This window comes from Brevundimonas sp. R86498 (assembly GCF_044598075.1).
Taxonomy (GTDB): domain Bacteria; phylum Pseudomonadota; class Alphaproteobacteria; order Caulobacterales; family Caulobacteraceae; genus Brevundimonas.
Genome location: NZ_CP139004.1, coordinates 1,665,712 through 1,687,102, shown reverse-complemented (window position 1 = coordinate 1,687,102; position 21,391 = coordinate 1,665,712). Strand labels below are relative to the sequence as shown.

16 protein-coding genes and 1 pseudogene are annotated in these 21,391 nt (G+C 67.8%); 9 read left to right on the top strand and 8 right to left on the bottom strand.

Translation table 11 applies throughout. The features are described from left to right. Nucleotides 1-79: 79 nt before the first annotated feature. The 5 genes from SJY26_RS08290 to SJY26_RS08270 are packed head-to-tail and all read left to right on the top strand — an operon-like array spanning nt 80 to nt 9,261. Nucleotides 80-2,011 (top strand): rhamnogalacturonan lyase, encoded by a 1,932-nt coding sequence (locus SJY26_RS08290; RefSeq protein WP_396595657.1) that lies wholly within the window; start codon nt 80-82, stop codon nt 2,009-2,011. 26 nt (nt 2,012-2,037) lie between these two features. Then, complete coding sequence (locus SJY26_RS08285; protein ID WP_396595728.1) at nt 2,038-3,231, top strand: rhamnogalacturonan acetylesterase; 1,194 nt, start codon at nt 2,038-2,040, stop codon at nt 3,229-3,231. A 47-nt stretch (nt 3,232-3,278) separates the two neighbouring features. Further along, nucleotides 3,279-7,079, top strand: a complete 3,801-nt coding sequence (locus tag SJY26_RS08280; RefSeq protein ID WP_396595656.1) for a beta-galactosidase — start codon at nt 3,279-3,281, stop codon at nt 7,077-7,079. Next, the gene (locus SJY26_RS08275; protein ID WP_396595655.1) at nt 7,076-7,822 is read left to right on the top strand and encodes a DUF6250 domain-containing protein; all 747 of its coding nucleotides are present in this window, start codon (nt 7,076-7,078) and stop codon (nt 7,820-7,822) included. Before SJY26_RS08280 ends, SJY26_RS08275 begins: the two co-directional genes overlap by 4 nt. Next, nucleotides 7,819-9,261 (top strand): glycoside hydrolase family 28 protein, encoded by a 1,443-nt coding sequence (locus tag SJY26_RS08270; protein WP_396595654.1) that lies wholly within the window; start codon nt 7,819-7,821, stop codon nt 9,259-9,261. The genes SJY26_RS08275 and SJY26_RS08270 overlap by 4 nt, the downstream gene beginning before the upstream one ends. Nucleotides 9,262-9,263: 2 nt before the next feature. Here SJY26_RS08270 and rhaM read toward each other — a convergent pair whose 3' ends face one another. From rhaM to SJY26_RS08255, 3 genes are read right to left on the bottom strand one after another with little or no spacing between them, the layout of a single operon-like run. After that, nucleotides 9,264-9,605 carry an L-rhamnose mutarotase gene (gene rhaM / locus SJY26_RS08265; protein WP_396595653.1) on the bottom strand — a complete coding sequence of 114 codons (342 nt, stop codon included), beginning with the start codon at nt 9,603-9,605 and terminating at the stop codon, nt 9,264-9,266. Further along, a complete protein-coding gene (locus SJY26_RS08260; protein ID WP_396595652.1) occupies nt 9,602-10,363 on the bottom strand; it encodes an SDR family NAD(P)-dependent oxidoreductase in 762 nt (253 codons plus the stop codon). Before SJY26_RS08260 ends, rhaM begins: the two co-directional genes overlap by 4 nt. A 16-nt stretch (nt 10,364-10,379) precedes the next feature. Then, complete coding sequence (locus SJY26_RS08255) at nt 10,380-11,231, bottom strand: IclR family transcriptional regulator (protein WP_396595651.1); 852 nt, start codon at nt 11,229-11,231, stop codon at nt 10,380-10,382. 155 nt (nt 11,232-11,386) lie between these two features. Here SJY26_RS08255 and rhmD point away from each other — a divergent pair, with 155 nt between their 5' ends. Genes rhmD through SJY26_RS08235 form a run of 4 tightly spaced genes read left to right on the top strand, consistent with a single transcriptional unit; the run spans nt 11,387 to nt 15,117 of the window. After that, nucleotides 11,387-12,565, top strand: coding sequence for an L-rhamnonate dehydratase (rhmD, locus tag SJY26_RS08250; RefSeq protein WP_396595650.1), 1,179 nt, complete (start codon nt 11,387-11,389; stop codon nt 12,563-12,565). A gap of 17 nt (nt 12,566-12,582) precedes the next feature. Then, the gene (locus tag SJY26_RS08245) at nt 12,583-13,455 is read left to right on the top strand and encodes a fumarylacetoacetate hydrolase family protein (RefSeq protein ID WP_396595649.1); all 873 of its coding nucleotides are present in this window, start codon (nt 12,583-12,585) and stop codon (nt 13,453-13,455) included. Continuing rightward, entirely contained in the window at nt 13,452-14,201 is a 750-nt protein-coding gene (locus SJY26_RS08240) for an SDR family NAD(P)-dependent oxidoreductase (protein ID WP_396595648.1), read from the top strand. Before SJY26_RS08245 ends, SJY26_RS08240 begins: the two co-directional genes overlap by 4 nt. A 10-nt stretch (nt 14,202-14,211) precedes the next feature. After that, the gene (locus tag SJY26_RS08235) at nt 14,212-15,117 is read left to right on the top strand and encodes an amidohydrolase family protein (protein WP_396595647.1); all 906 of its coding nucleotides are present in this window, start codon (nt 14,212-14,214) and stop codon (nt 15,115-15,117) included. Between the two features lie 18 nt (nt 15,118-15,135). Here SJY26_RS08235 and SJY26_RS08230 read toward each other — a convergent pair whose 3' ends face one another. The 5 genes and pseudogenes from SJY26_RS08230 to SJY26_RS08210 form a co-directional block, all read right to left on the bottom strand. After that, complete coding sequence (locus tag SJY26_RS08230; protein ID WP_396595646.1) at nt 15,136-16,497, bottom strand: oligogalacturonate lyase family protein; 1,362 nt, start codon at nt 16,495-16,497, stop codon at nt 15,136-15,138. Between the two features lie 14 nt (nt 16,498-16,511). After that, nucleotides 16,512-18,100 (bottom strand): annotated as a pseudogene (locus SJY26_RS08225) (MFS transporter). A gap of 81 nt (nt 18,101-18,181) precedes the next feature. Continuing rightward, nucleotides 18,182-19,288 (bottom strand): glycoside hydrolase family 105 protein, encoded by a 1,107-nt coding sequence (locus SJY26_RS08220; protein WP_396595645.1) that lies wholly within the window; start codon nt 19,286-19,288, stop codon nt 18,182-18,184. 119 nt (nt 19,289-19,407) lie between these two features. Then, nucleotides 19,408-20,619, bottom strand: coding sequence for an L-lactate dehydrogenase (locus SJY26_RS08215; RefSeq protein ID WP_396595644.1), 1,212 nt, complete (start codon nt 20,617-20,619; stop codon nt 19,408-19,410). Between the two features lie 104 nt (nt 20,620-20,723). Further along, the gene (locus SJY26_RS08210) at nt 20,724-21,353 is read right to left on the bottom strand and encodes an SOUL family heme-binding protein (RefSeq protein ID WP_396595643.1); all 630 of its coding nucleotides are present in this window, start codon (nt 21,351-21,353) and stop codon (nt 20,724-20,726) included. Nucleotides 21,354-21,391 lie beyond the last annotated feature (38 nt).

The window sequence follows — 21,391 nt, the reverse complement described above, 5'->3', positions numbered from 1 at the left end:
ATGCATTCTGTGGAACACATTGACCAAGCCGGAGCGAACGCTGAACGTCGCCCGACCATCGGCCCCTGGAGGAAAACACATGCGGTCCCTGAAACGATGTCTCGCCACCAGCCTGTTGTGCATGGGCGTCGCGGCCGGCCCGGTTCTGGCCGAGGTCCCCTCCCCGCCCCGCCGTGCGGCCGAGAATCTGGACCGGGGCGTGGTGGCCGTGCCCGCCGTGGCCGGCGGCGTGCTCATCAGCTGGAGACTGCGCTCCGATGATACGCCGGACACGGGGTTTGACGTCTATCGTGACGGCACGAAGCTGAACCCTCACCCGATTGTCGCCAGCACAAACTTCGTCGACACCGACGGCGTCCCCACGGCGGGTAGCTACAGCGTTCAGGTCTCCGGCGCGAACGCGAGCGCGACCACCCCGGTCCAGGTCTGGGCGAACGGATATCTGTCCATCCCCCTCCAGCAGCCCCTTGGCGGCATAAATCCCGACGGCACGGCCTTCACCTACAACGCCAATGACGCAAGCGTCGGCGATCTGGACGGCGATGGCCGCTACGAGATCGTATTGAAATGGGACCCGTCCACGTCAAGGGACAATGCCTTCTCCGGCTATTCCGGCCCGGCGATTCTGGACGCCTATACCCTCGAGGGCCAACGTCTGTGGCGCATCGATCTGGGCCCCAACATCCGGGCCGGGGCTCACTACACCCAGTTTCTGGTGTTCGATTTCGACGGCGACGGCCGTGCCGAGGTGGTCGCCAAGACCGCTGACGGCACGATCGATGGCCAGGGCGGCATCGTCGGTGATGCCGCCGCAGACTGGCGCGAGCGTGGCGGGGAAGCCCCCCAGGCGGATCGCACCGGGGCCGCCCTCCGGCCCGACGGCAGCCGCTATGCCGACCTGACCGGGCGTATCCTGCGCGGGCCCGAGTATCTGACGGTTTTCGACGGACAGACCGGACGCGCCGTGGCCACCGAGGCCTTCACCCCCGCGCGCGATCCCGATACGGCCACCCCCACGGCCGCGCAGCTGACGGAGCGTTGGGGCGACGGCTATGGCAACCGCTCCGACCGCTACCTGGCCGGCGTGGCCTATCTGGACGGCCAGCGGCCCAGCATCGTGATGGGGCGGGGCTACTATGCCCGCACGACCGTTTCGGCGTGGGACTGGCGCGACGGCACCCTGAGCCAGCGCTGGCTGTTCGACAGCGGATCGGCCGACGACGCCTTCTCGGGTCAGGGCAACCACCAGCTGGCCGTCGCCGACGTCGACGAAGACGGCCGCGACGAGATCGTCTACGGGGCCATGGCGCTCGACGATGACGGCACCGGCCTGTGGAGCGCGCAGCTGTTCCACGGCGATGCGCTGCATCTGTCCGATCTCGATCCGGAGCGCCCCGGACTGGAGCGTTTCGGTGTGCACGAGAGCCCGGGCCGCAACGGCGGCGTCGGCTCGGCCATGCTGGATGCCCGCACCGGTGGGGTGCTCTGGTCGACGCCGGCTGACCGCGACGTCGGTCGCGGTCTGGCGGCCGATATCGATCCGCGCCATCCCGGGGCGGAAGCCTGGGCCATCCATTCCGACACCCTGATGACCGCGGCGGGCCAGCCCATCGGCCCCCGCCCGGCCCAGATCAACTTCGCCATCTGGTGGGACGGGGACCTGCTGCGCGAGCTGCTGGACGGGACCACGATCCGGAAATGGAACTGGGAAACCGCGACCTCCGAGCCCCTGCTGGTGGCCTCGGGCGCGGCATCGAACAATGGCACTAAGGCCAACCCGGCCCTGTCTGCGGACCTCGTCGGCGACTGGCGCGAGGAGGTGATCCTGCGCGCTGCGGACAACTCGGAACTGCGCCTCTACGCCACGCCGTATCCGACTGACGTGCGGCTGGTCACCCTGATGCAGGACCCGGTCTATCGCCTCGCCGTCGCCTGGCAGAATACGTCCTACAACCAGCCGCCGCACGTGGGCTTCTACCTCGGCACCGGCATGACCCTGCCGCGGCCGTGACCGCAGGGCGCGGTGTCAGGTTGAGCATGGTGGCCGTCATGGTGGCCAGTCTGGCCTCGCCCGCGGGAGCACAGGCCCGTCGCTTCGACTTCACGGGAGCGCCGGCCGGGCCGGGCTGGACCGATGTCGGTGAACATCAGGCGTTCGATCCGGCCCTCGGGTTCGGGTTCGAGGCCGATGCTGGCGACCCCCCGCCGTTCTCGGTGACGGCCCCCGAGGGCGACTACCGGGTCACCGTCATTCCACGGGACGGGCAACCCCTGACCGTCCGGGCCGAGAGTCGCAGGCTGATGGTCCAGGACGCCACCGGCCCGCAGCGGTTCACGGTCAATGTCCGGAACCCGGATCTGGACCCGGTACCCGCCAATGCCCCGGGCGGTCCCCGGGTGCGGCTGAACCCGCGCGAGACGGGTTCGCGCAGCTGGGACGATCGGCTGACGCTCTTGTTCGGTGATGGAGTGGCGCAGGTCGAGATCGAGCCGGTCGAGGCCCGGCGCATCGTCCTGCTGGGCGATTCCACCGTCGCGGACCAGGCCGGCGGGGACTATGCCAGCTGGGGTCAGATGCTGCCGCGTTTCGTCGGCGGCGAGATCGCCGTCGCCAACCACGCCGAGTTGGGGGAAACCCTGAAGTCCTTCCTGACCTCGCTCCGTCTGGACAAGGCCTTGAGCCAGATGCGGCCGGACGATCTGGTCCTGATCCAGTTCGGCCACAACGATTCCAAGACCCAGTGGCCCCAGACCCATGCCGGGGCCGCAACCACCTTCCGCAGCTATCTGCGGGTCTATATCGACGAGGTGCGTCGGCGCGGGGCCCGGCCGGTCCTGGTCACCTCGCCCCACCGGCGGAGCTTCGGCCCGGACAGGCGGATCGTGAACACCCACGGGGACTATCCGGCGGCCGTCCACGCGGTCGGAGCTGAACAGGCCGTGCCCGTGATCGACCTGAACGCGACGAGCGCCGTCCTGTATGAGGCCCTGGGACCGGACCGGTCCCGGGCGGCGTTCGCCGATCAGGGCCGGGACGCGACCCATCACAACGCCTATGGCGCATGGCTGCTGGCCTGGGCCGTGGCGGACGCCCTCGCCGAGATACCGGATGCAACCGGAACCGTCCGGTCCGACACAGGCCGTCTGGATCCGACCCGCCCCCCACCACCGGACAGCATCGCCACCGCAGCCGCCAACGCGCCCGCCACCCCCCGCCCGGCAGGCTGGTGATGCCCTGTTCCAGCCGCCCTGACCGCACCGCTCACGGGAGCCCGATTATGACCCAAAGAATCCTGGCCGGCCTTGCCGCTACCCTCTGGTTCACTGCCGCACCGGCCTCCGGGGGGCAGGTCGATCCTCGCCCCGCGCCCGACGGCCTGCCCTATGTGCTGACCTCGTTCAGCAACGGCAATGCGACGACGATGAGCGTCTACAGCTCCACCGACGCCGCGACGTTCACGCCGCTCAACCTGTCCGCCTTCACCCCGCCGACCGGCCTGATCCGCGACCCCAGCCTGATCCGTCGCGCCGACGGCTGGTATCACGTGGTCTACACGACCGACTGGAACAACAACGAGATCGGCTTTGCCCGCAGTCGCGACCTCGTCACATGGGAGCATGTGCGCAATCTGGAAGTTCCGCTGGCCGGCGTGACCAACACCTGGGCCCCCGAATGGTTTGTCGACGAGGACGGATCGACCCACGTCATCTACGCCCTGTCCCGCAACGGTCCGGATGGACAGTTCCAGCCCCACATCATCACGGCGCTGGACGACGGCCTGACCACCTGGAGCGCGCCGCGCCCGCTGGCCGGGCTGGGCCCCAACTATATCGACACCTTCATCGTCCGCGAGGGCGGCCTCTACCAGGCCTTCATCAAGAACGAGACGACCAAGTTCATCGAGCGCGCCACATCCCACGCGCTGGATGGTCCTTGGACGGTTGTCGACACGGGCGACTGGGCCGGATGGGGCGCCTTCACCGAAGGCCAGGCGCTGGTGCGTCGGCCCGACGGCGGATGGCGCATCTATTTCGACGAGTATGTGGCCAAGCGCTACTGGTACAGCGACAGCGACGACCTGCGCCGCTGGACGCCCAGGACCGAGCTGCCCGGCCTGTCCGGAACCGTCCGTCACTTCACCGTGCTGAACCAGACCCCGGCCCCGCCGCCGCCGGTCGTCCCGGCCCCTGCGCACCGGATCACTTGGGACAGCCGGTCGCTGATGATCGACGGCCAGCGCACCTTCATCTGGGGCGGGGAGATGCATCCCTTCCGTTTGCCCAGCCCGGCCCTGTGGCGCGACGTGCTGCAGAAGCTGAAGGCCACGGGCTACAACACCGTCGCCTTCTATTTCGCCTGGGGCTACCACTCCCCCGCGCCGGGTGAGTACGATTTTACCGGCGTGCGCGACATGGACCTGTTGCTGCGCATGGCCGCCGAGGAAGGGCTGTACGTCATCGTGCGGCCCGGCCCCTATATCAACTCGGAGGTCACGCGCGGCGGCTTCCCGGGCTGGCTGACGACCCAGTCCGCCCGATCGCGCACCGACGCGCCGGAGTATCTGCAGGCCGCCGAGGAATGGCTGGGCCAGATCAACGCCATCATCGCCCGCCACCAGCTGACGGACGGCGGCGGGACGGTGATCGCCTACCAGATCGAGAACGAACTGGACGTCGTGTCCCCCGCCCACGCCCGCTACATGCAGCGCCTGTACGACCGGGCGCGCGAGGACGGCATCACTGTGCCGATCTTCCACAATGACAAGGGCCGCAACGGCATCTGGACGCCGCGTGACAGCGATGTGCCCGGCACGGTTCCCGGCCCGGTCGACCTGTATGCCTTTGACGGTTACCCGGGCGGCGGCTGCAATTTCGACGGCACCACCGGTGGGCCCACCGCGGCCCCGGACTGGGGCATCTACGGCCCCGGAGGTGCGCGCGGCGGATCCAGCGCCTCGCCCAACACCCCCGGGTTCGTGGCCGAGTTCGGCGGTGGCTGGTTCGACCACTGGGGCTCCAACGGCCTGTATCCCTGCACGTCCGAGCGCATCGGATCGGGCTATCAGCGGGTCTTCTACGGCACCAACATCGCCAACGCCCTGACCATCCAGAGCTTCTACATGACGTTCGGCGGGACCTCCTGGGGCTGGATGCCGGCCCCGGTGGTCTACAGCTCCTATGACTATGGCGCGGCCATCGACGAGGCCCGGGGCCTGCGTCCCAAGGCCCTGACCATGAAGCTGATGGGCCAGTTTCTCGACCGGACCGGTCCGATCCTCGCGGCAATGGAAAAGGGCCGCGCCCAAAAGCCGACCAACCCCAATCTGAAGGTCTATCACAACCTCGATCCGGCCACCGGGACCCACCTGTATGTCGTGACTCCGAACCCGTCGAACCGGCGCGGGGACGAGACCATCAGCCTCGAGATCGCCACCGCCGACGGCACCTATGCGGCCCCGCAGTCGGGCGTGCTGCGCATCCGGGGCCAGGACGCCAAGATGCTGCTGGCGGCCTATGATCTGGAGCGGCAGCGGCTGGTCTATTCGACCTCGGAACTCCAGACCCACCTGCGTCAGGACGATCAGGACGTGGCCCTGTTCTACGGCCGGGCCGGCGAGGATGGAGAGACCGTCCTGCGCTACACCTCTGCCCCGACTGTCGAGGTGATCGAGGGCGAGGTGACGTCCGTGTTCGACGCCGCTCGTGGCGACCTGCGCCTGAACTATGTGCACGAAGGCCTGAAGCGCGTGCGCATCAGCGGCGGGGGGCGCGCGCCCCTGCTGCTGCTGATCGGCGACGAGGCGGCCGGCCAGACCTTCTGGCGTCAGGACACCTCGGCCGGTGCCGTCCTGCAACGCGGACCGACCCTGGTCCGGACGGCTACCGCCGAACGGGGCACCCTCGCCCTGACCGGCGATACGGAGGCCGACACCCCTCTGGAAATCTGGGCCCCCGCCGCCCTGCGGCAGATCCGCTGGAACGGCCAGACCGTCGCCATGCAGGACGCAGCCGGCGGAGGCCGACTGGCGACACGCGGCCTGGCCGGTCCCGCCCCCGTGGTCCTGCCGGACCTGACCCGGGCCGCCTGGCGCTACCGGGCAGGTTCGCCGGAGGCCGCCCCCGACTTCGACGACAGCAGCTGGCGTCTGGCCGACAGTCGCCGCACCGCCAGTCCGACCCGCCCCCCGGCCGGTCAGCCGATCCTGACGATGGACGACTATGGCTTCCATCACGGCGACGTCTGGTACCGGGGCCGCTATCAGGGCGGACAGGACGCGGACCGTCTGACGCTGCACTACGGCGGCGGCGGGGGCGGCATGATCCAGGTCTGGCTGGATGGCCAGTTCCTGGGTCAGCATGAGCTGCCGACCAATCTGACCTTCCCCGTCACCACCGGTTCGGCCGCGTTCGACATCCCGGAGACGCTGCGGGGAACCGGCGATCACGTCCTCTCGGTGATGGTGCGCAACAACGGCAACAACTGGAACCTGAACGCCGACGACGCTCACAAGGAAGGGCGTGGCCTGGTCTATGCCTCGCTGACAACGGCGTCGGGCCCGACCTTTGCGGTCCCCATCCAGTGGCGCATCCAGGGCGTGCGCGGCGGTCAGGACCTCGCCGACCCCGTCCGGGGACCGATGAACAACGGCGGCCTGTTCGGAGAGCGCGAGGGCTGGCACCTGCCCGAGCACAATGCAGCGGACTGGACCAACGCTGCCCCCTCCGATCTTCCGGCGGGCGAGTACTGGCTGCGGACCGAGGTTGATCTGGACCTGCCCCGCGGCCACGATCACTCGCTGGCCCTGACCTTCGGCGATCCGGACACGCCGCGGTCGCCGGGAGCCTATCGCGTGCTGGTCTTTGTCAATGGCTGGCAGATGGGGCAGTTCATCTCCAACATCGGGCCCCAGCGCACCTTCGTCCTGCCGACCGGCGTGCTGAACCCGAACGGGCGCAATGTCATCGCCCTGGCCGTGACCAGCGACGGGGACCCCGCCAATGCGGTCGAGGACGTCAGGCTGGTGGCGCTGAGAACCGCCCGGGGCGGCCCCCCGGCCCTGCCCCGGACCGCGCGGTGACGGGCGGCCTGACGCGCCGCTCCGGCCTCGCCCTGGCCGCAGCCGGTCTGGGCGTGGCCGCCACCGGCTGTGCCACAGCCCGCGGCGGAGGCACCGGCTTGACCGTCGGCCCGCTGCTGCATCAGGACGACTTCACCGACGGCCTGTCGCAATGGTCGGTCGAGCTGGAGCGGGGCGGCAGGGTCGAGGCCCGCGATGGCCGGCTGGACATCGATACCCCGGCCGGGGCCAGCGTCTGGTTCCGACGCGAACTGCGCGGTCCGGTCATGATCGAATACGACGCCGTCGCCGTCGCCGAGGGCGGCCCCAATGACCAGGTCAGCGACCTGAACGCCTTCTGGATGGCGTCGGATGCGGGCACAGCCGAGGGCACCCCGCCGCGCCCGCGCAGCGGAGCCTTTGCCGACTATGACGACCTGCTGACCTACTATGTCGGACAGGGCGGCAACCGGAACACCACCACCCGGATGCGGCGCTATGTCGGGATGCCGTCCGAGCGGCCGATCCTGCCCGAGCACGACCTGTCCGCCCCCTCGACCCTGCTGGTGCCCAACGCCGTACAGCGGATCCGTCTGGTCGCCGCCGGATCGCAGATCGAATACTGGCGTGACGGACAGCGGCTGTTCGCCATGACCGACTCCCGCCCCTACACGCGCGGCTGGTTCGCCGTTCGCACGACCCTGAACCATCTGAGGATAAGCCGTTTCCGCGTCCACGCCCTGCGGCTGGCCGGCGGCGCATGAGCGGGCAATCGGTCCATTCGGTCCGCGACCACGGGGCGCGGGGCGACGGGCTCACGCTGGACACCGATGCCATCAACGCAGCCATCACGACCGCCGCGGCCAAGGGCGGCGGCCGTGTGGTCCTGCCGGCCGGCCACTATCTCAGTTTCTCGATCCGGCTGAAGAGCGGCATCACGCTGGAGCTTTGCGAAGGGGCGGTGCTTGAGGCAGCCGACCCGGCCCGACACCCGGGTCACTACGATGCGCCGGAACCCAACCCCCACGACGCCTGGCAGGACTTCGGCCACAGCCACTGGCACAACAGCCTGATCTGGGGCGAGGACGTCGAGGACGTCGCCCTGATCGGTCGCGGGCTGATCCATGGCGTGGGCCTGACGCGCGAGGGGCCGGGGGCCCGGTGGTCGCGCGACCACATCGGCGACCGTCCGCTGTCGATGGGCCCGGCCGTGCCCCTGTCGCCCGCAGCCTTCGAGGCCGAACAGGCGGCCATGACCGGCCTGGGCAACAAGGCTGTGGCGCTGAAGAACGCCCGCAACGTCGTCATCCGCGACCTGACCGTCCTGAAGGGCGGACATTTCGCCTTCCTGCTGACGGGCGTCGACGGGCTGGTGATGTCGGACCTGCGGATCGACACCGACCGGGACGGCATCGATCTGGACTGCGTGCGCGATGCGCGGCTGTCGAACCTTCAGGTCAATACACCCAATGACGACGCCATCGTGCTGAAGACCTCCATGGCGCTGGGCGAGCGCCGCGCGACCGAGCGGATCGTGATCCGCGATTGCCGGGTGAGCGGCTACGACCCCGGCACGATCCTGGATGGCACCTTCGGGCGGACGCAACAGATCTCCCCCGATCTCGACCGGGTCACCGGCCGGATCAAGCTGGGCACCGAGTCCAACGGCGATTTCCGCGACATCGACATCGCCGACTGCGTGTTCGAACGCTCACGCGGGCTGGCGATCGAGACCGTCGATGGCGGGGTGATCGAGGACATCAGGGTGCGCGACATCGTCATGCGCGAGGTGACGACCGCGCCGATCTTCCTGCGGCTGGGGGACCGTCGACGCGGCCCGCCGGGAACCGGGGTCGGGTCGCTGCGCCGGGTCACGATCGAGAACCTGACCGCGACGGGGATCGACCCGCGCTACGCTGCGACGATCGCCGGGCTGCCGGACCACCCGATCAAGGACGTCGTGCTGCGCAACGTCCATCTGACCTATGACGGCGGTGGCACGACGGCGGATGCGGAGCGGCCCGTTCCGGAACTGCCCCATGCCTATCCGGAGCCCAGCATGTTCGGCGTCAGCCCGGCCTGGGGCCTGTTTGCCCGTCATGTCCGCGGGCTGACGCTGGACCACGTCACCCTGACCACAGACAGCCCGGACGCCCGCCCCGAAACCCGGCTGGACGACGTCGAAGACCTCGACCGGTCCTGACCTCAGGCCGCTGGGGCCTCCAGATGGAAGACGGGGTCCAGATCGACCTGCACCGGCACATGGTCCGGTCCGGCCTGCATGATGTCCGCCATCATGGCCCACCACCGCTGCATGATCTCCGTGCGCGGCAAGTCGGCCAGGGTGTGATCGACCCGTCGTGTCATCACCGCGAACAGATGATCGCTCTGCGGGTCCAGAAAGATCCGGTAGTCCAGCACCCCGGCCTGCAGCAGGGCCTCCGACAGTTCCGGCCAGATCTCGTCATGGCGACGGCGATACTCGGCCCCCTGCCCCGGGTTCATGATCATCCGGAACGCGACCGTTTCTATACCCGCGCCGCTCATTGCAGGTTCACGAACGCACCGCCGTCCACCAGCAGCGCCGCGCCGGTGACATAGCGGGCCATGTCGGACGCCAGGAAGACGATCGGCCCGGCCAGATCATCCGGCTCGCCCAGCCGGCCCAGCGGAATGCGCCCTGCCATGTATTCGCGCTTGGCCGGATCGGCGAGATCCTCGCGGTTGATGTCGGTCTCGATCGTGCCCGGCAGCACGGAGTTGCAGCGGATCCCCTTTGGGCCCAGGGCGATGGCGCACGACTGCATCAGGGAATGAACCCCGGCCTTGGTCGGAGTGTAGTGGGTCTGCATGCCGCCGCCGACGAGGGCGCTGATCGAGCTGACCGCAATGATGGCCCCGCCGTGCCCCTGGTCCACCATCCGGTTGGCCGCCGCCTGGGTCATGTACCAGGCCCCATGCAGGTTCACCCGCAGCGTCCGCTCCAGCACGTCGCGCGGCATGTCGAGGAAGCTGTGGAAGGGGCAGATGCCGGCGTTGCTGACAAAGACGTCGACCTTGCCGAAGGCCTTGACCGCCGCCTCGACGAAGACGGGGGCCTGATCGGGATCCGAGACATCACCCTTCACCGCGATGGCGCGCTGGCCCAGCGCCTCGATCTCGGCGACCGCGCTGTCCGCGCCGTCCCGATCGTTCAGATAGTTGATGGCGACATCCGCCCCGTGGCGCGCGCAGCCGATGGCCGCCGCCCGGCCAATGCCCCCGGACGCGCCGGTAATCAGTACAGTCTTGCCTTCAAGCAACATCAGGGGCCTTCGCTGTTCATGACCGGGCGGGCCGCCGCGATCGGGGTTTCGGTTCTGGAACCGCCACGGCGTCCTCACGCCAGCCCAGTTCCCGGCTGATCGCCTCGGCTGTGGCGCGGACCTCCTGCGGCAGGGACTCCATGCGGCGGTCGTCCATATACTGGGCCGCACTGGACAGACTGATCGCCCCGACGATCCGGCCAGACACGTCACGGATTGGCGCGGCGACACAACGGATCCGGTCCTCGTTCTCCTCAAGGTCGAAGGCGTGACCCGCCTCGGCATAGGTGCGCATCCGCTCCAGCCAGGTGTCCCGGTCGATGCCGCCCCGGGCGATCGCCTCCTCGACGTCGAACAGTTCGCCCCAGCGCGACTCGGTCTCGTCCAGCAGCAGGGCCTTGCCCAGACCGGTGGAGCGCAGCGGCTGGCGTTCGCCGACCCGTGAACTGATCTCGATCCGGCGCCGTCCCGGGATCTTGTCCAGATAGAGGGCCCGCTCCTTGTCCATCACGCCGAGGTGGACGGTGTCCTCGGTCATGGCGGCGAGCGATTCGAGGTAGGGTCGTGCGACCCGCGGCAGGTCCTTCTGCTGCTGGGCCTTGAAGCCGAGCTCCAGCAATTTCGGGCCGAGGACATAACCCTCGCGAGGCAGAAAATTGAGGTACTGCCGTTCCACCAGCGCGGCTGCCAGCCGGTGGGTCGTGCTGCGATTCAGGCCCAGAACGGCCGCCAGATCGGCCAGGCTGATCGTCCCGTCCGACACGGCCTCGATCACATCAAGACCGCGCAGAAGCGTCTGGCTGCTCGACGATTTGGCCCGCGCTTCGCCCGCCCGGGTGTCTGTTTCTGTTGACGCCGATATTCTCATCTCGTAAAGTTCTATTTCATATGCTGACACGACGCACAAGCAATCGGCCTGGGACAAATGGGGAATTCGAGGTCACGAGCCACCCGCGTCCATAGCACGGCCCGCCACCCTTTCTCCTCTTAAATCTCACATACTGATACCCGAGAGCGTCCCGCATGGCCTTTCCCCTTATCCGCCAGGTGCGGGCATTCGTCGTCCGGGGCGGAGGTGCCGACTATCACGACCAGGGCGAAGGCCACTGGATCGACGACCACATCGCCACGCCGATGTCGCGCTATCCCGAGTACCGCCAGAGCCGCCAGAGCTTCGGCATCAATGTGCTGGGCACCCTGGTCGTCGAGATCGAGGCCATGGACGGCACGGTCGGATTTGCGGTGACCACCGGCGGTGAGCCGGCCGCCTATATCGTCGAGAAGCACCTCGCCCGCTTCCTCGAGGGCCTCGCCCCCAACGAGATCGAGAAGATCTGGGACCAGATGTATTTCTCGACCCAATATTATGGCCGCAAGGGTCTGGTCGTGAACGCCCTGTCGGGTGTCGACCTGGCGCTGTGGGACCTGATGGGCAAGCTGCGGGGCGAGCCGGTCCATCACCTGCTGGGCGGCAAGGTCCGCGACGAGCTGACCTTCTACGCGACCGGTGCCCGCCCCGATCTGGCTCAGAAGATGGGCTTCATCGGCGGCAAGATGCCCCTGCACCACGGCCCCGCCGAGGGCGAGGAGGGCCTGCGCAAGAACATCGCGGAACTGGCCACGATGCGCGATCGCGTCGGCGAGGACTTCTGGCTGATGTTCGACTGCTGGATGTCGCTGGACCTCAACTACGCGACCCGGCTGGCCCACAAGGCCCATGAGTATGGCCTGAAGTGGATCGAGGAGGCGCTCAGCCCCGACGACTACTGGGGCTATCGCGACCTGAAGAAGAATGCGCCCAAAGGCATGCTGGTGACCACCGGCGAGCATGAGGCCACGCGCTGGGGCTTCCGCATGCTGCTGGAGATGGAGTGCTGCGACATAATCCAGCCGGACGTCGGCTGGTGCGGGGGCATGACCGAACTGATCAAGATCTCGGCCCTCGCCGATGCCCGCGGCGTCCTGTGCATCCCGCACGGTTCCAGCGTCTACAGCTACCACTTCGTCACCACGCGCCATAACAGCCCGTTCGCCGAGTTCCTCATGATGGCTCCCAAGGCCGACGAGGTCGTGCCGATGTTCCAGCCCCTGCTGCTGGGCGAGCCGGTACCGGAGAATGGCCGACTGAAGGTTCCCGACACGCCCGGCTTCGGCGTCAGCCTGAACCCCGACGTCCTGCTCCACCGCCCCTACACCCACTGAACGACCGGACACCGTCCATGAAACTGCTGCGTTACGGCCCCAAGGGTCATGAGAAGCCCGGTCTGCTGGACGGAAGCGGTGTGATCCGCGACCTGTCCGGCCAGATCACCGACATCACACCGGACCTGCTGCACGGCGACGGGCTCGCGCGACTGAAGGGCATTGATGCCGGCTCCCTGCCGGCCGTCGAAGGCCCCGTACGCCATGGCGTGCCTCTCTCGGGCAGCCGCAAATTCATCGCCATCGGCCTGAACTTCGCCGACCACGCGGCTGAATCGAACCTGCCGGAGCCCACTGAGCCGGTGGTCTTCATGAAGGCGATCAGCTGCCTGAACGGACCGAACGACGAGGTCATGATTCCGCGCGGCTCGCTGAAGACCGACTGGGAAGTCGAGCTGGGCATCGTCATCGGCAAGCCGGCGTCCTACGTCGACCAGGCTGACGCCCTCGACCATGTCGCCGGCTATGTGCTGATCAACGACGTGTCCGAGCGCGCCTTCCAGACCGAGCGCGGCGGCACCTGGGACAAGGGCAAGGGCTGCGACACCTTCGGGCCGGTCGGCCCTTGGCTGGTCACCGCAGACGAGGTGGCCGATGTCCAGAACCTGGACATGTGGCTGGATCTGAACGGCAAGCGCATGCAGACCGGCAACACCCGCACCATGATCTTCGGCGTGGCCGAGATCGTCGCCTACGTCAGCCAGTTCATGACCCTCGAGCCCGGCGATCTGATCACCACCGGCACGCCTCCGGGCGTCGGCCTCGGCCAGAAGCCGGAGCCCTTCTATCTGAAGCCGGGTGACGTCATGCGTCTTGGGATCGAAGGCCTCGGTGAACAGTCCCAGACCGTCGTGGCCTGGCGCGCGACCGGTGCGGGAGAAGCGGCGTGAGCGTCTACCAGCAGCGTTTCGGGGGCCGTTGCGCGGTCGTGACCGGCGGGGCCTCGGGCGTCGGCCGGGAAACGGCGGCCCGCATCATCGCGGAGGGCGGCCAGGTCTGTCTGTGGGACCTTGATGCCGACACCCTCGCCCGGGTTGCCGAGGAGATCGGTGCCTCCAACTACCAGGCACTCGATGTGTCGGATGCCGAGGCGGTCGCCCGCGCCGCCGACGCCAGTGCCCTGGCCATGGGCCGCATCGACATTCTGGTGGTCGGTGCCGGCGTGACCGGCGCCACCGGCCCGGTGTGGGAGTTCCCGGTCGACAGCTGGCGCCGGGTCATCGACATCAATCTGAACGGGGCCTTCTACTGCTGCCGGTCGATCGTGCCCCACATGCTGAAGAACGACTACGGCCGGATCGTGAATGTGTCGTCCGTTGCGGGCAAGGAAGGCAACCCCAACGCCTCGGCCTATTCGGCCTCCAAGGCCGGCCTGCTCGGCTTCACCAAGTCGCTGGGCAAGGAGCTCGCCCAGACCGGCGTGCGCGTCAACGCCATCACCCCGGCGACCTTCAAGAGCCCGATCCTGGCCCAGCTGCCCCAGAGCCAGATCGACTATATGCAGTCCAAGATCCCCATGGGCCGCCTTGGCGAACTGGACGAGGTGGCGGCGCTGATCTGCTGGCTGGCCAGCGAGGAGTGCAGCTTCTCGACGGCGGCCACCTTCGACATCTCGGGCGGACGCACGACCTACTGAGGATCCGGGGATGGCCCACGACCTGCCGATCATCGATCCGCATCAGCACCTGTGGGACTTCACGCGCCAGCACTACGGCTGGCTGATGGACCATCCCCTGCCCCCCAATCCGGCCGGGGACTGCACCCCGATCGCCCGACCCTACGGGGTGGACGACTATCTCGCCGATGTCGCCGGCTGGAATGTGGTGGGCACAGTCCATGTCGACGCCGGCGCGGACGCGGATCAGGCCCTGGACGAGACCCGCTGGCTGCAGGAGATCGCCGACGCGCGCGGCCTGCCGAGCGGCATCGTCGCCTATGCGGCGCTGGACCGGCCGGTCGCCGAGGTCGATGCCCTGCTGGCCGCCCATCGCCAGTCCGCCAACGTGCGTGGCATCCGCCAGATCGTGAACTGGCACGCCGACCCCGCGAAGACCTACGGCCCGCGCGATCTTCTGCTGGATGACGCATGGCAGGCCGGCTTCGCGCTGCTCCGCAAGCATGACCTCTCGTTCGACCTGCAGATCTATCCGTCCCAGATGCCCGAGGCGGCCCGATTGGCCGCGCGCCATCCGGACACCCGGATCATCCTGAACCACGCCGGCATGCCGACCGACCGCGACGACTCCGGCCTTCAGGCGTGGCGCGACGGCATGGCCCTGCTGGCGGCCCGGCCCAATGTGGCGGTGAAGATCTCGGGTCTGGCCATGGTGGACCGGGCGTGGACGACGGACTCGATCCGGCCGTTCGTCCTGACCACGATCGATCTGTTCGGGCCGGAGCGGGCCATGTTCGCCAGCAACTTCCCGGTCGACAAACTGTATGGCGATTTCACCCGCCACTTCGAGGCCTACGACACCCTGACCGCCGATTTCAGCGACGCGGAGCGCCGGCGGATGTTCGCCGGGACGGCACAGGCGATCTACCGCCTCTGACGACCGGGCTCGGGTCGCTCAGCCGGCCTTCGCCACCTCGACCGCATAGACGTGGTTGGCCCCGTGCATGTTGGAGCGGAACACGATCCAGCGATTGTCCGGCGTGAAGGTGATGTTGGGCTCCAGCCGGTAGTCATGGGCCGCCATGTTCACCAGCCGCTCGGACCGGAACAGGCCGGGCCGGATCAGGTCTGCGGCATTGGGCGCATGCAGCCCGGCGACATCGGGAATGGCCTCGGGCCGGAACAGATAGAGCCACTTCCCGTCCCGCGCCCGGGCCACCATCTCGGCGTCCCCGCCATCGCCGGCGAACAGGGTCCCGTCGTGCGAGCTGTTGAAATGCACCGACCACTCGTCGCGTTCGAGATGGTAGTGGGTGCGCGTACCGGTCTCCAGATCATAGCCGGCGACGGTGAACTTCTGCCCTCTGGGCGTTTGCAGGTCGTACCAGATGGTCCGGCCGTCGCTGGAGAACCATTCGTGGCCGGCGATCTCCATATTCATGGTGCGGGCATGGACGCGCGTCAGTCCGGAACCGTCCGTGCGGATGGTCCAGATGCGGTCGACCTTGTGCCACGGCCCCTCGTGGCAGAACATGATCTGCCCCGGATCGGCCGGCGAGAACTGCAGATGGTTCAGCCAGTCCGTCGCCCGGTGGACGACGCGACGCTCCCCGGTCTGCACATCCAGGGTGAAGATCTCCATCGGGATGCGCGCTTCCAGCCGGTCGTTCAGCCGCACCTCCTTGGCGTCGGCAAACGTCATCGGTGTGCCGTCGGGCCAGTTGGCGGCATAGGCCGCCTGGTCATAGCGGCCATCCCGCCCCCGTGTTGCGTTCGGCTGCAACGGCATGTCGCGTTCCGCCCACTGACCCAGAAGCAGCGTCTCGTCGGCATTGATCGACCCGATGCTGCCGGACGCGATCGTTCCGATCACGCGTTCGGCCCCCGTCGCGGCATTGGCGGCATAGACCGTCGTGGCCAGCGGCTGGGACGCCCCGTCGTCCCTCGGGGTCCGGGTGAAGTAGAAGTCCCCCGTGCGACGGCCCGCGAACAACAGGGTCAGCCCCTCGCCCCGGATGATCGGGCGGATCGCACGGGTCTCCAGATCGACCGCCGAGATTGACCCCGGTGTCGTGATCAGCAGCGTCCGGCCATCGGGCAGGTAGGCATTCTGGTGGAAATACAGGCTGGCGCTGCCGGGCTCGTCCGACAGTCGCACAACCCGGTGACCCGTGTCGGGATCGATCCAATCCCGGGGCGGCTCGCCCGTGGACTGCGGCAACGATGCCGGGACCGCGCGGGTCCCGGCTCGCGTTGTTCCTCCAAGCCCGGCCAGAACGAGGGCACCGGCTGCGGCGCGACGGGTCAGGCGGGGCATGGGATCAACTCCGGTCAGGTGGGTCCGACGCCCGGGTCGATGTCCGGGCCGGTGCGGGTGGAGGGCGGCGCGGCAGCACCCTTCCCGGCTCCCCACAGGCGGTCATAACGCCAGCCCGTCAGGTCCTCGACGACCGCCTGGGCCTCCGGGCTGGACGGGGTGCGCTCGCCGGCATGGAACCGGTCGATCTCCGCCATCAGGACGCCATGGGTGCGGGCGTTGAGGTGGAACCGCCAGGAGATGATCACCCCCAGCAGCATGACCACGATCGGGCCACCGATCAGCAGGGCGACAATGGTGTTCACGGCCTGCGGGGTTTGCTCGACCACGACACCGTCCGAGGCCGACACATAGCCTCCCGCCCCGATGATCCAGCCGGTGGCGATGATGGCACCGGACTGGGCAACCTTGCGGACCAGAGTCATCACACCGGCGAAGATTCCCTCGCGCCGCTGGCCCGTGACCGCCTCATCGACGTCCGGCAGGTAGTTGTAGACGCTCCACGGCACGAAGTTCAGCGTGCCCCGGCCCAGTCCGGCGAGGATGATCGGCGCGAACAGCCAGAACACCAGGGTCGGGCTGAACGTCGCGGCGAACGGATTCAGGGCGCTGAGCACATGGCCGTCCAGGGCCTCGAGCCCCGCACCGAACCCGGCGGGCCTGACGAAGTAGAAGATCAGATACAGCAGCAGGGCCAGGCTGAAGAAGCTGACGGCGATCCGGTAGGCCAGAACCGGCCCGGTGCGGATCACGACATTGATGGCGATCATCACCGAGATCAGCTGGGCCACATACATGGCCGTCATCAGCTGGGAGATGATCAGGGTCCCGCCCAGTAGCACCGTGACCACGAAGATCGGGAAGGCTGTGTTGAAGATGTCCTGGGCGATATAGCCGCCCAGATAGATCGACAGATGCTGGCGGAAGGCCCGGATCTTCAGGGTCGAGAACAGATCCCGGAACATCGTCACCGGGATCATCGCCGCCCACTTAAGGCTGAAGGGCGGCGGCTGGAACGCCTTCTCGGCCTCCGTATAGGGCCGCTCCCACGTCAGCAGCACGACCAGGGTCACCACCACGCTGAAGATGCCGCCGAAGATGGCCGCCATGATCAGAAAGGTCGTGGGCGAATCCTGCCCCCGAAATTGTTGATCAGCAGGGTCGGAAGGTAGGAGGCCAGGATGGCCGATCCCTGGGCGACCAGCATCCGTGCGCCCGCGAATTTCGCCTTCTCCTTGTAATCCTTCGTCATTTCCGCCGCGAGCGTCTCCCACGGGATCAGGAACATCGTGTAGAGCAGCTCGAAGAAGATGAAGACGAGCAGATAGTAGGTGAAGGTCTGGCCCGTCACGAAAAGCAGGGCGAAACTGGGCAGTAGCGGAATGGTCGCCAGCAGGAAGATCTTGCGACGCCCCACCTTCCGGCCGATCCAGGTGTGCCGGAGGTTGTCGGAGATATAGCCGATCAGCGGGCAGGTGATCGCTTCCAGCAGCCGGGGCAGACCCAGGATCAGACCTGCCTCGACCGCCGTCAGGTCGCAGAAGGTGGTGAAGAAATAGAACAGCCAGCCGGTGATGACTGCCTGGGCCCCGGCCCCCAGCATGTCGCCTGAGCCCCAGCCCCAGTAGTTGACCCAGGTGGGTTTGCGCATCTGCACGGTGGCCATTGTCGCGCTCCCCTGAACCTAGATGTACCGCAGCCGGAACTCGCCCAGCGCCATGATGGCCATCGCCTGGCCATAGGGCATGGAGGTCAGCGGAATGTCGCGATAGCCCTGAAGCGTGTCGAACACCGGGGTGCCGAACGACACCTGCTTCAGCTCACCGTCCTCGCCGATATTGGCCAGGACCCCCTTCAGGGCGCGGATCGCCATGGCCTCGTACTCGGCCGGCAGATAGCGTTTGCGCACCGCCTTCAGGATCCCGTAGGCGAAGCCGGCCGTGGCCGAAGCCTCCAGATAGCTGGTCGGATCATTGATCAGGGTGCGCCACAGGCCGCTCTCGTGCTGGTGCTCGGCCAGGGCCTTCACCTGGGCCTCCAGCGTCTCGATCAGGAACCGCCGCAGGGCATCCTCGGGCGGCAGGTCCAGCATCTCGATGAACTCGGGGATGGCCATGGTGACCCAGCAGTTCCCGCGGGCCCACAGCGCATCGGCGAAATTGTGCCGTCCGATGAAGTTCCAGCCGTGGAACCAGAGCCCGGTCTTCTTGTCGAACAGGTATTTGATGTGGATCAGGAACTGCTTGCGCGCTTCCTCGATGTAGTGCGGCCGATCCAGCAGCAGACCGATCCGCGCCAGCGGCAGGACGCTCATCATCAGGGTGTCGTCCCAGAGCTCCTGCGGGTTCTCGTCGTTGAAGACGATGTGCTGGAAACCGCCCTCCTCGGTCCGGGGCAGCCCGTCCATCAGCCACTCGGCCCAGGTGTCGAGATACGGGATATAGGTCTCGTCCCCGGTGTGTTCGTACAGGTTGGCCAGGGTCAGGAAGGGCGAGACCGTGTTGATGTTCTTGGTCGGCGTCCCGGCCTCGAAGCGGTTCTCGAACCAGTCCAGCATGATCTGCAGGACCGCCTGGTCGCCGGTCTGCTCGAACAGACGGTACAGGCCGTACAGGCCGATCCCGTGGGTCCATTCCCAGTCGTTCCAGCCCTTGGTGTCGATCACCCGGCCGTCGTCCAGCTTCAGCAGGAACTCGCCGGTCGCATCCTTGATGTTGACCAGATTGTCGATCAGCCGCGCCAGGGTCTCATCGACCGTCGAGCGCGGGATGTCATGGACGAGGTTGGGCATAGGGATCAGCTTCGCAGCAAGGGGTTATCATGTCCGCCAGGCCGCGAGACCATTGTCGACCGCCTGGTGTTGATGCCGCCCGTCCTCCCGTCGGTCGCGCGCCATCGTCTCATTTGTTGTTAGCTCATCTCATAATGTGACAATACGTCCCGGGTCAAGTCGCGGGCTCTCGCCGGCGCTGCCCGGTCGGTGGGGATCAGCAGATCGGGCCCGATCTGATCGAGGGTCTCCACGCCGATCAGGGTCATGGCGATCTTCATCTCGGCCGCGATCAGGGCCAGCACCGCCTCGACGCCGCCCCGCCCCCCTGCGGCGAGCCCATAGACCCAGGCCCTCCCCAGAAGCACGCCGTCCGCGCCGCACGCCAGGGCCCGCAGCACGTCAAGGCCGGAGCGGATCCCTCCGTCCATCAGCACCGTCATACGGTCGCCAACGGCCTCGGCGATCGGACGCAGGGCGTCGATCGACGCATGAGTCCCGTCCAGCTGGCGCCCCCCGTGGTTGGACACGACCAGCCCGTCAAAGCCGCGCCGGGCGGCCTCCTCGGCATCCTCGAGATCCAGCACGCCCTTGATCACCATGCGACCCGACCACAGCGACCGGATCTCCTCGGCATCGGCCCAGGTGACCGAGGCGTCGAAATTGCTGGCCATCCACGACCAGTAGGCATCGATGCCGGTCCCGGCCCCCAGAGAGGACGTGACGTGGCCGATCGTGTGCGGCCCGCCGAACAGGCCCACGTCCCAGGCCCAGGCCGGACGCGTCATCGCCTGAAGCACGCGACTGACCTGCCGCTGCAACGGCGTTCCGCCCGAGAGCCCCGAACGCTTGTCGCGATAGCGGGGGCCGGGGGCAGGCATGTCGACGGTCAGGAACAGGGTCTCACATCCCGCCGCCGCAGCGCGGGCGATCATCTCGCGCATGAAGCCGCGATCCCGCGTGACATACAGCTGGAACCATGGCGGGGTTTCGACCCCCGCCCGCACTTCCTCGATCGTGCAGGCCCCGACGGTGGACAGACAGAAGGGGACGCCCGCCGTCTCGGCCGCCTGCGCCGCCTGCACCTCGCCGCGCCGGGCATTCAGGCCGGCCATGCCGACAGGACCAAGGGCTACGGGCATGGCGACCGGTCGTCCCAGCAGGGTTCCGGCGAGGGAGACCTCATCAGCCCCCTGCAGCACGCGCTGACGCAACTGGACTGCCTGGAGGCGGGAGATGTTGGCGCGCAGGGTCGTTTCCGCGAAGGCCCCGCCGTCGATGTAGTCAAACAGAAATCTCGGGAGCTTCCGGCGCGCCGCCTCCCGGTAGTCCATCACATCTGCGAGGACCATTCACACCACCTCCGACATGCTCACTCATGCGCTGATGACACATTTCGGGACGCAAGTTCAACTATTGAGACCCGTTGAGGGCTTGGTCGCGGTGCAGGCGACCTCTATCGGGGTTCGACCCGAACGGCGACCTCGTTCCGGCGCAGCGCGGGGACAGACCACGGGGGATCATAGAACCAGGCGACCGGTTCCCCGACCGTACGCCAGCCACTGTCGGTCAATCCGGCCAGAAGCGTGGCCTTGCGCGAGTCCACGGCCCTGGTCGATCCGACGCCGCTGAACCGCAGGACCGCAAAGGTCTCTGCCGGGACCTCGACCAGCTGAACCGCCGGATCCCGTGGGACCGGCAGGGTCTCCAGCGTCCATTCCGCCGGCATGAAGAATTCGATGGCCCACAGGTCGGTGCCCGAGGGGGCCTGGGCGACCGGGGCGGTCATGGCGATGGTCTGCGACGGGGCCTGGGCCACCGGGGCCGTCATCGCGATCGAGGTCCGGCCCGAATTGGCCCCGAAGATGTAGCCGGCCAGTTTGCGAAACCCGGCATTCCGCGCCGCGTCGCTGTCTCCGGTCACGACCGTCCGGGCGGCGATCCTCGGCTCATAGGTCCGGACCTCGATCTCGCCGACGCGCGCGATTTCACGCCATGCCGGCTCCTCCGTCCCGGTCCGGACCCCGACCGTGGAGCAGGCCGTCGTCAGGATCGCGGCCCCGAGGCCCAGCACGGCGGATTTCATCTCTGCTTCTCCGGCACCGCACGGGCGGCCGCCTCACC

What these genes read in the sequence shown, in the direction of transcription:
- SJY26_RS08290 (WP_396595657.1), top strand. Translation starts at nt 80, where the DNA reads ATGCGGTCCCTGAAACGATGTCTCGCCACCAGCCTGTTGTGCATGGGC.
- SJY26_RS08210 (WP_396595643.1), bottom strand. Translation starts at nt 21,353, where the DNA reads ATGAAATCCGCCGTGCTGGGCCTCGGGGCCGCGATCCTGACGACGGCC.
- rhmD (WP_396595650.1), top strand. Translation starts at nt 11,387, where the DNA reads ATGGCCTTTCCCCTTATCCGCCAGGTGCGGGCATTCGTCGTCCGGGGC.
- SJY26_RS08255 (WP_396595651.1), bottom strand. Translation starts at nt 11,231, where the DNA reads ATGAGAATATCGGCGTCAACAGAAACAGACACCCGGGCGGGCGAAGCG.
- SJY26_RS08280 (WP_396595656.1), top strand. Translation starts at nt 3,279, where the DNA reads ATGACCCAAAGAATCCTGGCCGGCCTTGCCGCTACCCTCTGGTTCACT.
- SJY26_RS08230 (WP_396595646.1), bottom strand. Translation starts at nt 16,497, where the DNA reads ATGCCCCGCCTGACCCGTCGCGCCGCAGCCGGTGCCCTCGTTCTGGCC.
- SJY26_RS08285 (WP_396595728.1), top strand. Translation starts at nt 2,038, where the DNA reads ATGGTGGCCGTCATGGTGGCCAGTCTGGCCTCGCCCGCGGGAGCACAG.
- SJY26_RS08270 (WP_396595654.1), top strand. Translation starts at nt 7,819, where the DNA reads ATGAGCGGGCAATCGGTCCATTCGGTCCGCGACCACGGGGCGCGGGGC.
- SJY26_RS08215 (WP_396595644.1), bottom strand. Translation starts at nt 20,619, where the DNA reads ATGGTCCTCGCAGATGTGATGGACTACCGGGAGGCGGCGCGCCGGAAG.
- SJY26_RS08260 (WP_396595652.1), bottom strand. Translation starts at nt 10,363, where the DNA reads ATGTTGCTTGAAGGCAAGACTGTACTGATTACCGGCGCGTCCGGGGGC.
- SJY26_RS08220 (WP_396595645.1), bottom strand. Translation starts at nt 19,288, where the DNA reads ATGCCCAACCTCGTCCATGACATCCCGCGCTCGACGGTCGATGAGACC.
- SJY26_RS08235 (WP_396595647.1), top strand. Translation starts at nt 14,212, where the DNA reads ATGGCCCACGACCTGCCGATCATCGATCCGCATCAGCACCTGTGGGAC.
- rhaM (WP_396595653.1), bottom strand. Translation starts at nt 9,605, where the DNA reads ATGAGCGGCGCGGGTATAGAAACGGTCGCGTTCCGGATGATCATGAAC.
- SJY26_RS08245 (WP_396595649.1), top strand. Translation starts at nt 12,583, where the DNA reads ATGAAACTGCTGCGTTACGGCCCCAAGGGTCATGAGAAGCCCGGTCTG.